11 protein-coding genes and 2 pseudogenes are annotated in these 13,421 nt (G+C 43.5%); 11 read left to right on the top strand and 2 right to left on the bottom strand.

Annotated elements, in window-relative coordinates; genetic code table 11:
- Positions 1–114: 114 nt before the first annotated feature.
- Positions 115–1,035, bottom strand: a complete 921-nt coding sequence (gene galU / locus BMI76_RS01140) for a UTP--glucose-1-phosphate uridylyltransferase GalU (RefSeq protein ID WP_075345797.1) — start codon at positions 1,033–1,035, stop codon at positions 115–117.
- Positions 1,036–1,039: 4 nt separating this feature from the next.
- Entirely contained in the window at positions 1,040–2,056 is a 1,017-nt protein-coding gene (locus tag BMI76_RS01135) for an NAD(P)H-dependent glycerol-3-phosphate dehydrogenase (protein ID WP_075345796.1), read from the bottom strand.
- Positions 2,057–2,304: 248 nt separating this feature from the next.
- Between BMI76_RS01135 and BMI76_RS01130 the strand changes: the two genes are divergently transcribed.
- From BMI76_RS01130 to argH, 11 genes and pseudogenes are all read left to right on the top strand, one after another.
- Positions 2,305–2,748: a dUTP diphosphatase gene (locus tag BMI76_RS01130; protein ID WP_027975082.1), complete on the top strand. Its 444-nt coding sequence runs from the start codon at positions 2,305–2,307 to the stop codon at positions 2,746–2,748.
- 41 nt (positions 2,749–2,789) lie between these two features.
- Positions 2,790–2,885: pseudogene (locus tag BMI76_RS10595) on the top strand (cysteine hydrolase); the annotation flags it as partial.
- Positions 2,843–4,243, top strand: a complete 1,401-nt coding sequence (gene radA / locus BMI76_RS01125) for a DNA repair protein RadA (RefSeq protein WP_075345795.1) — start codon at positions 2,843–2,845, stop codon at positions 4,241–4,243. The pseudogene BMI76_RS10595 and the gene radA, both read left to right, overlap by 43 nt.
- A gap of 91 nt (positions 4,244–4,334) precedes the next feature.
- A complete protein-coding gene (locus BMI76_RS01120; RefSeq protein ID WP_075345794.1) occupies positions 4,335–4,829 on the top strand; it encodes a carbonic anhydrase in 495 nt (164 codons plus the stop codon).
- Positions 4,830–4,844: 15 nt separating this feature from the next.
- A pseudogene (locus tag BMI76_RS01115) lies at positions 4,845–5,345 on the top strand (AIM24 family protein); the annotation flags it as partial.
- 338 nt (positions 5,346–5,683) lie between these two features.
- Positions 5,684–7,141, top strand: a complete 1,458-nt coding sequence (gltX, locus tag BMI76_RS01110; RefSeq protein ID WP_075345793.1) for a glutamate--tRNA ligase — start codon at positions 5,684–5,686, stop codon at positions 7,139–7,141.
- Positions 7,142–7,350: 209 nt separating this feature from the next.
- Positions 7,351–7,875, top strand: a complete 525-nt coding sequence (locus tag BMI76_RS01105; RefSeq protein ID WP_075345792.1) for a transcription repressor NadR — start codon at positions 7,351–7,353, stop codon at positions 7,873–7,875.
- A 68-nt stretch (positions 7,876–7,943) separates the two neighbouring features.
- Entirely contained in the window at positions 7,944–8,486 is a 543-nt protein-coding gene (locus BMI76_RS01100; protein ID WP_075345791.1) for a hypothetical protein, read from the top strand.
- 138 nt (positions 8,487–8,624) lie between these two features.
- On the top strand, positions 8,625–9,857 hold the full coding sequence (locus BMI76_RS01095) for an MFS transporter (protein WP_075345790.1): 1,233 nt from the start codon (positions 8,625–8,627) through the stop codon (positions 9,855–9,857).
- Between the two features lie 675 nt (positions 9,858–10,532).
- A complete protein-coding gene (locus tag BMI76_RS01090; protein ID WP_075345789.1) occupies positions 10,533–11,732 on the top strand; it encodes an argininosuccinate synthase in 1,200 nt (399 codons plus the stop codon).
- Positions 11,733–11,986: 254 nt separating this feature from the next.
- A complete protein-coding gene (argH, locus tag BMI76_RS01085) occupies positions 11,987–13,363 on the top strand; it encodes an argininosuccinate lyase (protein ID WP_075345788.1) in 1,377 nt (458 codons plus the stop codon).
- The last annotated feature ends 58 nt before the right edge of the window (positions 13,364–13,421 follow it).

Below are 13,421 nucleotides of genomic sequence, written 5' to 3'. Positions count from 1 at the left end.
TTCAATTCGCCTATTTTTCTTATAGATTGTGAGTTGACACTATCCTAAGATGTGTGTGCTTGTGAAATGCTAACTATAGAGTTTGTCTACAACCTGAAACAAAAGAACTCGAAATTAATTCGAGTTCTTTTGTTTGCTTTCTTTGTCTAATTCTTTACCGAGACTGATGATATAGGATTTCAGCTCGTCTTTAACTTGAGGATGTTTTAAAGCGTAGTCAATTGAGGTTTTCATGAAGCCAAATTTATCGCCGACATCGTAGCGTTTTCCTGTGAATTCACGCGCGAAAACCCGCTGTGTTTTGTTTAGGGTATCAATGGCATCGGTCAGCTGAACTTCATTGCCGGCACCGGGTTTTTGGGTCTCCAGAATCGTAAAGATTTCAGGAGTCAGCAAATAGCGGCCGATAATGGCTAGATCGCTGGGAGCCTCTTCAGGAGCTGGTTTTTCAACAAAGGTATCAACGCTGTAAAGACCATTCACCCCTTCACCTTGGGGAGCGATGACGCCGTAGGCAGAAACTTCGTCGTGCGGCACCGGCATAACAGCAATGGTAGAAGCGTGGGTTTGGTCGTAGTCGTTAATCAGCTGGCGTGTCAGAGGAACGGCCTGATCATCTGTAATATCCATGAGGTCATCGCCAAGCATAACAACGAAGGGTTCATTTCCCACAAAGGCCTTGGCCTGCAGGACAGCATCACCCAATCCGCGCGGATGGCTCTGGCGAATAAAATGCAGATTAATGGCAGTAGTGTCATTAACGAGTTTGAGAAGATCGGTTTTTCCTTTTTGCTCCAGATTGTATTCAAGTTCAAAGTTGGAATCAAAATGGTCTTCAATAGAACGTTTTGATTTACCAGTAACAACCAAAATATCCTCAATGCCTGATTTTAAGGCTTCTTCTACGATAAATTGAATTGTTGGTTTATCCACAATGGGCAGCATTTCCTTGGCCAGTGCTTTGGTGGCTGGCAGGAAACGTGTTCCCAGACCTGCTGCGGGGATAACTGCTTTTCTCACTTTTTTACTTGGCATAGGGCTAACTCCATTCATTTTCTGCTCTGAATTCGTTGGACATCATTGACCTGATGGCTTCTTTGATATTTTTACCTTCATAGATGGACTGATAAATAGCACTGGTGATAGGCATATAGACATCAAGTTCCTTGGAAAGTTCATAGGCAACCTTGGTGGTTGAAATACCTTCAATGACCATGCCCATATTCTTTTCGATGTCTTCCAATTTTTCACCGCGGCCCAGAGCATCTCCGGCCCGCCAGTTACGCGAATGTACTGAGGTTCCGGTAACAATTAAGTCGCCAACTCCCGAAAGACCGCTGTAGGTCAGCGGATCGGCACCTAATTTTACTCCCAGACGGGTAATTTCAGCCAAACCGCGCGTGATGACAGCAGCCTTAGCATTGTCACCATAGCCCATGCCATGAAGGGCACCCGCTCCGACTGCAATAATGTTTTTGAGTGCGCCGGCGGTTTCAACACCGATGACGTCTGGATTGGTGTAAAGGCGGAAGTAATTATTGCTGAAGAGTTTTTGTACGTATTTAGCGGCTTCTAAATCTTTCGAGGCTGCTGTTATCAGAGTAATGTCACGGACAATGGTCTCCTCAGCATGGCTGGGACCGGAAACAACAACAATCTCACTGCGGAGCTCAGCCGGGATTTCTTCTTCGAGAATCACAGACAAACGCTCGTGTGTTCCCGGCTCCAGACCCTTGGAGGCGTGCATGATAATGACCTTATGGTCAAGAAGCTCTGCTACCTGCTTGGCAACTAGGCGAGTGACTTTTGTGGGCACGACAAAAAGGATAGCATCAACATCCTTCAGGGCTTCTTTTAATTCTTTGTAGGCTTTAATCTTTTCATCTAAGACCACATCTTTGAAATACCGTTTGTTGGTATGATGCTCGTTAATTTCGTCAATTTGCTCGGGGATATTCCCCCAGATGCGAACCTCATGACCGTTGTCATTAAGAACTTGGGATAAGGCAGTTCCCCACGACCCGGGACCTAATACGGCAATTTTTTGTCTCATCATTTTTCTCCTATAGTTCATGGAAAGTTAACCTCATTATATCATAAAGCCAATTCATTTGTCTTTACTTAGTTGAAAGGAAATCGTTATTCTTTGCCTTCCTGCTGAAGCGCTGCCAAAAAAGGGTCTGCATGGGCTGGCAGGGATTTTGCTTTTGTTTTGCGAATAAATCATTTATAATAGAAGAAATTGAGAAACATTATTATCATTTAGTCTTATGTTTATCACTAAAAAGGCTTAAGGAGTGCCCAATGAAAGTTCGCGGATTTGAATTAATTTCTGACTACAAGGATAAAGACTTGCTGCCCAAACGAGAAACAGCTCATGCAGCCGGCTACGATTTAAAGGTGGCAGAGAGAACGGAGATTCCGGCTGGAGCAATCGTTCTGGTGCCGACAGGGGTTAAGGCCTATATGCAGGCTGGTGAGGTACTTTATCTGTATGACCGCTCATCCAACCCACGCAAAAAGGGCTTGGTGCTGATCAATTCGGTTGGCGTTATTGACGGAGACTATTATAACAATCCTAACAATGAGGGGCATATCTTTGCTCAGATGCAAAATATCACGAATGAGTCAGTTGTCTTAGAAGCCGGAGAACGTATCGTACAAGGTGTCTTTATGCCTTTTCTGGTAGCAGATGATGACGAAGCAAAGGGCACCCGAACCGGCGGCTTTGGCAGCACAGGAAAGTAAGAAATGGCTGATTATTTGCTGGTTATTGATATGCAGACGGATTAGCCTGTCTTGGTGTCATAAACAAGAAAAAATTTCAAAAAACACTGCAGCAATGGCGGGCTGCTGGGATAGCAAGGAAAGGAGAACAATCATAGCTAAGAAAAAAACGACTTTTGTCTGTCAGGAGTGCGGCTATAATTCGCCTAAATATTTAGGCCGCTGTCCAAACTGCAGCAGTTGGTCTTCCTTTGTTGAAGAAGTGGAAGTTGCTGAGGTAAAAAATGCGCGTGTATCTCTGACGGGCGAAAAAACAAAACCGATTAAGCTCAATCAAGTAACTTCCAATCAAGTTGCAAGAATCAAAACAGAAATGAGTGAATTCAACCGCGTCTTAGGCGGCGGTGTTGTGCCGGGCAGTCTTGTACTTATCGGAGGGGATCCCGGAATCGGGAAATCAACCCTGCTTTTGCAGGTATCTACTCAGTTGGCCAATAAGGGATGTGTTCTCTATGTCTCAGGAGAAGAATCAGCCGAGCAAATCAAGCTGCGCAGCGAGCGCCTGGGAGATATTGATAACGAATTTTACCTCTACGCTGAGACAAATATGCAGAGCATTCGCGCTGAAATTGAAAAAATTAAGCCGGATTTTTTGATTATTGATTCCATTCAAACGGTTATGAGCCCGGAAATTTCAAGTGTTCAGGGGTCTGTTTCGCAGGTCCGTGAGGTGACTGCAGAGCTGATGCAGCTGGCTAAGACCAATAACATTGCCACCTTTATCGTCGGTCATGTGACCAAGGAAGGAACTCTGGCCGGTCCTAGAATGTTAGAGCACATGGTGGATACGGTCCTTTATTTTGAAGGGGAACGGCAACATACTTTTCGCATTCTGCGTGCGGTTAAAAACCGCTTTGGATCCACCAATGAAATCGGTATTTTTGAAATGAGAGCAAGCGGCCTTGCTGAAGTTCTGAAACCCAGTCAGGTCTTTTTGGAAGAACGTCTGGATGGGGCGACAGGATCAGCCATTGTTGTCACTATGGAAGGAACAAGGCCAATCTTGGCTGAAGTTCAAGCCTTGGTAACACCGACTGTTTTTGGCAATGCCAAACGTACAACAACCGGTCTCGATTTTAACCGTGTCAGTTTGATTATGGCTGTTTTGGAAAAGCGCTGCGGGCTTCTCCTGCAAAATCAGGATGCTTATCTCAAATCTGCCGGCGGTGTCCGCTTAGATGAACCGGCTATTGACCTTGCTGTTGCGGTAGCCATTGCCTCAAGCTACAAGGAAAAGCCGACTAATCCTCAGGAATGCTACATTGGCGAAATTGGACTGACGGGTGAAATCCGCCGTGTCAACCGTATCGAACAGCGTATCAATGAGGCTGCCAAACTCGGCTTTACCAAAATATTTGTTCCGAAAAATGCTTTGGCCGGCTTGAATGCTCCTCAAACTATTCAGATAGTGGGGGTCACTACTGTCAGTGAAGTGCTGAAAAAAGTATTTGGCTGATTGAGTGACAAGGTGTTTGAAAAGTGGTATGATACAGCCTAAGCCAGTTATTCTAAAAACTTTTTGACTGGCGCCAAGCAAAGGAGTTATAATGTCTTATTTTGATAATTTTATGAAAGCCAACAAAGCCTACGTTGACTTGCATGGGACCGCACATTTGCCGCTGAAGCCTAAGACCCATGTCGCCATTGTCACGTGTATGGATTCCCGTTTGCACGTAGCACCTGCTTTGGGATTGGCTCTGGGTGATGCCCATATTTTGCGCAATGCCGGCGGCCGTGTGACTGATGATGTTATCCGGTCTCTGGTTATTTCCGAGCAGCAGCTGGGGACCAGTGAAATTGTTGTTTTGCATCATACGGACTGCGGAGCACAGACCTTTACAAATGAAGCGTTTGCCCAGCAGTTAAAGCGTGATTTGGCTGTTGACGTAGAGGGTCAGGATTTTCTGCCTTTTAAAGATGTTGAAGACAGTGTTCGGGAAGATATGGCTATTTTGAAAAATTCTCCTTTGATTCCTGATGACATTGTTATTTCAGGAGCTGTTTACGATGTTGATACAGGAAGGATCAGGGTAGTAAACTAATCATAAAAAATGCTGTCATTTTCCTGTTCAAAAGCAGTGTCCAATGCGAGCGATGGCAAGTTAGATTTGGCTCCTGCGATGCCGGGCCAAGTCATTGCTTTAGAACTGGGAGAAAGGCAATATCGGCTCAATGACGGTACTTTCCTGGCTCTGGATGGATCTGCTCAGTGTCAAATGAAAGCTCAAAATGTTGGACGGGCTCTTTTTAGTGGTCAGGGCGGTCTTTTCGTCATGACAACAGAAGGTCAGGGGACTCTGCTGGCTAACCGTTTTGCCTCCATCAAAAAAATAGAGCTGCGAGGTCAGGAAATCACGATTGACAATGCTCATGTTGTAGTTTGGAGCCGAGATCTAGACTATGACATTCATTTGGAAAATGGCTTTATGCAATCTATTGGAACCGGCGAAGGAGTTGTTAATACTTTCCGAGGAACAGGTGACATTTATATGCAAAGTCTTAATCTGCAGCAATTTGCGGGTGTTCTGCAGAACTTGATTACAACAGGCAACCATTAGTCATTATTTAAAAACGGATGTAAAATTGAGGCTGGAATAAAATTCGGCCTCGATTTTTAGTTATAAATGAGGCATTGACGAAGCAGATCAAACTGACCTGCTGTATAAATGGCGAATTATTTTTTGGCCTTTTAAGTATGAAAAATATTGATTGAGGACTTTCTTTATAAGTTAGTCTTATTTTCTTCACCTGACTGACTAGGATGTGCTATAATAGAAACGATTGATTTTTATGGGCACAGTCAAAAAAAGATAGAGGCGGACTTCCCATGATTCATTTTCAGGAATTTTTCCGCCTTGCACACAGTCTGTGCCATCTAAAATAATAGGAGAGAGAAATGACAAACAAGATTCGTGTGCGTTATGCACCAAGTCCGACGGGGCTCTTACACATTGGCAATGCGCGGACAGCGCTCTTTAACTACCTTTATGCTCGTCACTATGGCGGTACTTTTGTGATTCGGATCGAGGATACAGACCGTAAGCGTCATGTTGAGGATGGGGAACGCTCCCAGCTCGATAATCTGCGCTGGCTGGGAATTGACTGGGATGAAAGCCCGGAGACGCATGAAAATTACCGTCAGTCTGAACGCTTGGCACTCTATCAAAAGTACATTGATCAGCTTTTGGCAGAGGGTAAGGCCTACAAGTCTTATGTTACTGAGGAAGAGCTGGCAGCTGAGCGTGAGCGTCAGGAAGCAGCTGGGGAAACACCACGCTACATCAACGAATACCTCGGTATGTCTGAAGAAGAAAAAGCAGCTTATATCGCAGAACGTGAAGCAGCTGGCATTGTGCCAACGGTTCGTTTAGCAGTTAATGAAAGTGGTATTTACAAGTGGACGGATATGGTCAAGGGTGATATTGAATTTGAAGGCGGCAATATCGGCGGCGACTGGGTTATCCAAAAACGCGACGGCTATCCGACTTATAACTTTGCCGTTGTAGTGGATGATCATGATATGCAAATCTCCCATGTTATCCGCGGTGATGATCATATTGCCAATACCCCTAAGCAGCTCATGGTCTATGAAGCTCTGGGCTGGGAGGCGCCTGAGTTTGGGCACATGACCCTCATTATCAATTCTGAAACTGGCAAGAAACTTTCTAAGCGCGATACCAATACCCTGCAATTTATCGAAGACTACCGTAAAAAAGGTTACCTGCCGGATGCAGTTTTCAACTTTATTGCGCTGTTGGGCTGGAATCCTGGCGGAGAAAATGAAATCTTTTCTCATAAGGAATTAATTGAGCTCTTTGATGAAAAACGCCTCAGTAAATCCCCGGCGGCTTTCGACCAGAAGAAGCTTGACTGGATGAGCAATGAATACATTAAACATGCTGATTTCAATACTGTTTTTGCCCTGGCCAAACCTTACCTGCAGGCAGCAGGCCGTTTGACGGATAAGGCTGAAAAAATGGTAGAACTTTACCAGCCGCAAATGAAATCTATGGATGAAATTGTACCGCTGACTGATCTTTTCTTTGAAGATTTTCCAGAATTAACAGACCAAGCCAAGGCCTTCATGGCCGGCGATACGGTGCCAACGGTCCTTGAAGCTTTCAAGGCTAAATTAGAGGCCTTGCCGGACGAAGAATTTAAGTCTGAAAATATCTTTCCGCAAATCAAGGCTGTGCAAAAAGAGACCGGTATCAAGGGAAAAAATCTCTTCATGCCAATCCGCATTGCTGTTTCAGGTGAAATGCACGGTCCGGAACTGCCGGACACTATTTACCTGCTGGGCAGGGAAAAGTCTATTGAACATTTGACCTCTATGCTGGAAAAGATTCGATAAAAAATTTCCCTGTGATAGCTCGGAAGGTAACTATCGTACAAAACATAAGAAGAATAGGGACTGAGCCGATTTTGCTTGGTCCCTGTTTGTTTGCTTGGGCAGACAGGACAGATTTTTTGTTTCAGCTGCTGCTGACAGCAGTTAACAGGATTTGCTATAATGAAAGTAATCGGGCATACGAAAATGTATGGCCAAAACAGAGGTGACTAATGAAAGCTATGGAACGCCGTCAGGCTATTTTAGAAAAATTAGAAAAAGCAGAACAGCCGCTTTCAGCCAGCCGTCTGGCTGAAGAGCTGGGAGTCAGCCGTCAGATTATTGTAGGAGACGTTGCTCTCTTAAGGGCCGAAAATCATGATATTATGGCCACCCATCGGGGCTATCTGTTAGCAGAACGTCTGCAGGTTCCAAAATCTTATTATCATGGAAAATTAGCCTGCAAGCACAGTGCCAAGGAAGTTCGCCTGGAATTAGAGACAATCGTTCAAAATGGCGGGAAAATACTGGATGTTGAAGTAGAGCACCCTATTTATGGCATGATTACAGCTCCTTTGAACATTGAAAGTCAGGATGAGATAGACTATTTTATGGATAAACTGTCCTGCTATCAAGGGAGCTTGCTGAGCAGTCTGACGGGAGGAATTCACCTTCACAGGATATCCTGCCGAGACCAGAAAACCTTTGAAAAAATTTATCAGCATCTTAAAAAAGAAGGGCTGGTATTCGAAGATTAGATAGGTGTCTTGACACATGTAAAGATATGGTGTAAACTTGAATCAGTAAAAATGATTAAGGAGTTATCATGTCTGCTTCCCCTATCTCTAAAAAACGTATTCAAAAGCTGACCCTGTCTGCTCTGCTCATTGCCTTTGCCATCTTGATTCCGCTGGTCATGCCTGTTAAGGTAGTTATTGGACCCGCCTCCTTTACCTTGGCCAGCCATGTGCCTGTCTTTCTTGCCGTGTTTATATCGCCGGGAGTAGCTGTTGCTGTTGCTCTGGGAGCAGGACTGGGCTTTTTTATGGCCGGTTTTCCTTTCGTGATTGTCATGCGTGCCCTGTCTCATCTGATTTTTGCTGCAGTGGGTGCCTGTCTGGTTCATAAACATCCTGATTTTTTGACAGGCTGGCGAAAAACGCTGCTTTTGGCAGTGGGGCTCAATGTTATCCATGGTTTGGCTGAGTTTTTGGTCGTTCTGCTGCTGACAGCTTCCGGTTCGGTGTCCATGTCTTACTGGCTGACCTTAATTGTTTTAATCGGAATCGGTTCTTTCGTTCATGGAATGGTTGATTTTTATTTGGCCTATTATTGCTGGAAATTTCTTAAGACGGCAAAAAGTATCTAAAAACGAATAGGCAGTTCTGCGATTGGCTAATCATCTGATGGCAGAGCTGCTGTTTTTTATGGCCGTATTAAAGTTCGGGGAAGCATTGAAAAAAGCCCTTGATTATAGTACAATAAAGAAAAAAACGAAGGAGATATCATGGCAGAAGAATTTAATAATGGAAATACTCCAGAAAATCCAGCTGGAGGGGCTCCTGAACCAGAAAATCAGGCTGATCAGCCACAGGCTCAAAATCCAGCAGAGCAGCCTGTATCGGAACAGCCTGTACCGGAACAAAGTGCAGGAGAACCTGCAGCTTATCAGGAAGCTCAAAGTCAGCCGCAAGCTCCTGTAAATACGCCTGAACCTGCAGTGCCTCAGCAAACCGATGTTCAGCAGGGGCAAATGAACTTTGAACAGCCGACTGTTCCTCCAACTGTTAATCCAGCCTTTCAAAGTGCTCCGGCTCGTAAGGAACTCATTGTTCTCCCGATTATTTCATTTGTCGTTTCGGTGATTACCCTGATTTTAGCTTGGTTGGCACCGCTTCCGATTATTTATGTCATTATTGCTTTCTTGGCTCTTATTTATGCTGTTGTCAGCCTGATTGTCAATCTGAAACGTAAAAAAGTGTTGTCAATTATTGCTCTTGTGCTGGCCGCAGTAGTCTTTTTGGCTAGCGGAGCTGCTGTTTTTGTCCGTCAGTCTGGGGATGAACAGGTAAAAACTGAAAAGCACGAAAAGAAAGACGATAAAGAAGATACCGATGACGAAGAAGATGAGGGTGAAGAGGACAGTACTGATGTGCAGGACTATATTGCAGACAGTTCTGATTATGAGTACAAATGGACCGAATCTAAGTTTGAAGATTTAGAGTTTGCCGGGTATTCTAACAATGACGGCTCTAAGGTTAAGTCCGTCCTCAAAAAATTTGGTAAGGCTTCAGACGCTACTATTAATGGCGACGCCTTGACTTTGAGGTATAAAGGCAACACCGATGATGAAAGAGTAAGACTGTCTTTTAGAAAGCAATATGATGGCACATTTATTCTTTCAAGCGGATCATTATATTTCAATTCATCGAAGGTTAAAACATCTGAAAGAGGTTCATACAAATCCAATTGGACAAAAGCTGATGTTGATGCCTTAACCGTTGGTGACAGAGAAACTGGGTCGGGCGGTGCGAAATTAGATGACATCATCAAAAAGCACGGTAATCCTGTTGAGGCAAGGGAAGTTATAGAAAGTTACGGCCGAGGCATTGAAAAGAGTTTGAGGATTCTCTACAGTGACTACTCAAGTTCTGATGATTCTAAACTCTCTTATGTATCTCTGGAATTTGTAGAACAATCTAATGGTGATTATTTATTAACTTATAAGTATCCAAAATAGGAGAATTGATTATAACTGTGAAAAGAGATTGGAACAAGACGTTCCAACCTCAGACTGAAGAAAAAGTCAATTTTTATCAAAAAAACTATTGTGTTATGATACTTTCCTTAGGTAGCACGGACGGCAAAACCAAACGCCAACGCTATAGCTTTTGACTAGGTTTTGCATTAGATTGCCGTTAGAAATAGTATCGATTTCTAACGGCAATCGTCGCAGCAACTTCCTTTGGAATTTCATACCTAAGTTCAAGATACAATCCGCAGCCTGTGTTCAATTAAGATTTTGAGCCCAAGTCTCAAAATCTCCGAACGCCAGAAATAAGTGATTTCTGGCGTTTTTGCTACAGCGGAAAGTATCAGGGTCAGGCTCGTTCAATTCGCCTATTTTTCTTATAGATTGTGAATTAATATTATCCTAAGATGTGTATGCTTGTGAAATGCTAACTATAGAGTTTGTCTACAACCTGAGATTGGAACAAGACGTTCCAATCTTTTTTCTTTATGATGGCACATTAATTTTCTGGCTGGGTTTCTTGTTTTGAGATTAAATCAGCAAAAAAATACATAAAAATAAATATTTTTTGAAAATATACTTGACTTTTGAATAAATATACAATATAATAAAATCATTCTTTGAATAATTAATCAAAATTCAAAATAGAAAAGAGTTTATTTTATGTCGAAAGAAAAAGTTATTTTAGCCTATTCAGGCGGTCTTGATACCTCAGTTGCCATTACTTGGCTCAAAAAAGATTATGATGTTGTTGCTGTTTGCATGGACGTCGGTGAAGGAAAAGACTTAGATTTTATCCATGAGAAAGCTTTGAAAGTTGGGGCTGTTGAGTCTTACGTCCTTGATGTTAAAGATGAATTTGCCGAAGAATACGTTCTTCCAGCTCTGCAGGCGCATGCCTATTATGAACAAAAATATCCGTTAGTTTCAGCGCTCAGCCGTCCGATTATTTCTAAAAAATTAGTTGAAATTGCTCACAAGACAGGAGCAACGACAATTGCTCACGGCTGTACCGGCAAGGGAAATGACCAGGTTCGTTTTGAAGTGGCTATTGCTGCTTTAGACCCTAAATTAAAGGTTATCGCTCCGGTTCGTGAGTGGAAATGGTCACGTGAAGAGGAAATTAATTATGCTAAGGAAAACGGTGTTCCTGTTCCGGCGGACCTTGACAATCCTTACTCAGTAGACCAAAATCTTTGGGGCCGTGCCAATGAGTGCGGAGTCCTTGAAAATCCGTGGAATGAAGCTCCGGAAGATGCCTTTGGTATTACAAGTTCTGTTGAGGAGGCTCCCGATACACCGGAATATGTGGAAATTGAATTTAAGGCTGGGAAACCCGTTGCACTTGACGGCACAGAAATGAAGCTGGCTGATTTGATTCAAAAGCTGAATGTCATTGCCGGTAAACACGGTGTCGGACGGATTGACCATGTGGAAAACAGACTTGTTGGTATCAAATCGCGTGAAATTTATGAATGCCCCGGAGCGGTTACCCTGCTGACGGCTCATAAGGAAATTGAAGATTTGACCTTGGTGCGCGAGGTGTCTCACTTTAAACCAATTCTTGAAAATGAACTGTCAAATCTCATTTACAATGCTCTTTGGTTTAATCCGGCGACAGAGGCGATTATTGCTTATATCAATGAAACGCAAAAAGCCGTTAATGGAACGGCCAAAGTTAAACTTTACAAGGGTTCAGCCAAGGTCGTTGCCCGGAAGTCACCAAATTCACTCTATGATGAAAACTTGGCAACCTACACATCTGCTGATACCTTTGATCAGGATGCAGCGGTTGGTTTCATTAAACTTTGGGGTCTGCCAACGAAAGTGAATGCCGAAGTGGCCAATCAAAACAAGCAATAAAAGGGTTTGAATGATAAAACATCATGACAAACCGGCAGGCAATGGTTATGAAAAGATTATCAGATAAAAGGACACAGTGATCTCCATCTGAAACTCTTTTCTAACCACTCGTAAGTGTAAACAGAGAGTTACACCGAGCTTAAATAAACTTGTCCGCGAGAGAGGCAAGATTTAAGAAAGACAAGTGCAGTGACACTCATGGGGGGCTAGTTTTCTAGCCCTTTTCTATAATGAAAATAAAAAGAGGATATAAAATGACAGAAAAAAAACTTTGGGGCGGCCGCTTTGAAGCAGGACTGGAGAAGTGGGTAGAAGAGTTTGGTGCCAGCATTACCTTCGACCAAAAGATGGCCGAGTTTGATATTAAAGGTTCCTTAGCTCATGTGGAGATGCTGGGAAAAACGGGGATTATTCCGCAGGCAGATGCTGATAAAATCAAGGAAGGTTTAGCAGAACTGCTGCAAGAATATCAGGCAGGGCAGCTGGTTTTTGATGTTTCAAATGAAGATATTCACATGAATATTGAAACGCTGCTGACAGAGAAAATCGGTCCGACAGCGGGAAAACTTCATACTGCACGTTCAAGAAATGACCAAGTAGCAACAGACATGCACCTTTACCTAAAGGCTAAACTGGCTGAAGTGCTGGAAAAATTGGGCAATCTGCGGCACACTTTGCTCACTCTGGCCGAAAAGCATGTCTATACAATCATGCCAGGCTACACGCACCTTCAGCATGCCCAGCCGATTTCTTTTGGCCACCACTTGATGGCTTATTACAATATGTTTACGCGCGACAGTGAGCGCTTCGCCTTTAATGAGCAGCATACGGATATCTCACCGCTCGGTGCGGCTGCTCTTGCAGGAACAACTTTTCCGATTGATCGGAAGATGACAGCTGATTTGATGGGTTTTGCCAAGCCTTACAGTAATTCTTTGGATGCGGTGTCTGACCGTGACTTTATTTTAGAATTTCTGTCCAATGCCAGCATTCTCATGATGCACATGAGCCGTATCTGTGAGGAAATCATTAATTGGTGCAGCAATGAGTATCAATTTGTGACCTTATCTGATACGTTTTCTACCGGTTCTTCTATCATGCCGCAAAAGAAAAATCCCGATATGGCGGAACTGATTCGCGGTAAATCCGGCCGTGTCTTTGGCAATCTTTTCGGCCTTTTAACAGTCATGAAATCTCTTCCTCTTGCCTACAATAAGGATCTGCAGGAAGATAAGGAGGGGATGTTTGACACAGCAGAAACGATTACCGTTGCCATCGATATTTTAGCGGGCATGCTGAAGACGATGACAGTCAATGATAGTCATATGGCTGAGTCTACAGAAAAAGATTTTTCAAATGCGACTGAACTGGCTGACTATTTAGCGGTTAAAGGTGTGCCATTTAGACAGGCTCATGAAATCGTTGGTAAGCTGGTCTTGGAATGCACCAAGAACGGGCACTACTTGCAGGATGTTCCCTTTGAGCGCTATCAGGAAATTTCAGACCTCATCAAAGAAGACATCTACACGGCTCTTCAGTCTAAGACAGCTGTGGAACGCAGAAATTCACTGGGCGGTACCGGCTTTGATCAAGTCAAATGGCAGATAGAAGAGGCTAAAAAAGCCTTTTAAGAAATAGGAAAGAAACCAAAAATTAATGAGATTTTTGGCTTTTTTTCATTTTATGATA

This window comes from Streptococcus sp. 'caviae' (genome assembly GCF_001937065.1).
Lineage (GTDB): Bacteria > Bacillota > Bacilli > Lactobacillales > Streptococcaceae > Streptococcus.
Note: the sequence above shows the minus strand (reverse complement) of the source record. Positions and strands in the feature narration are given on the sequence as shown.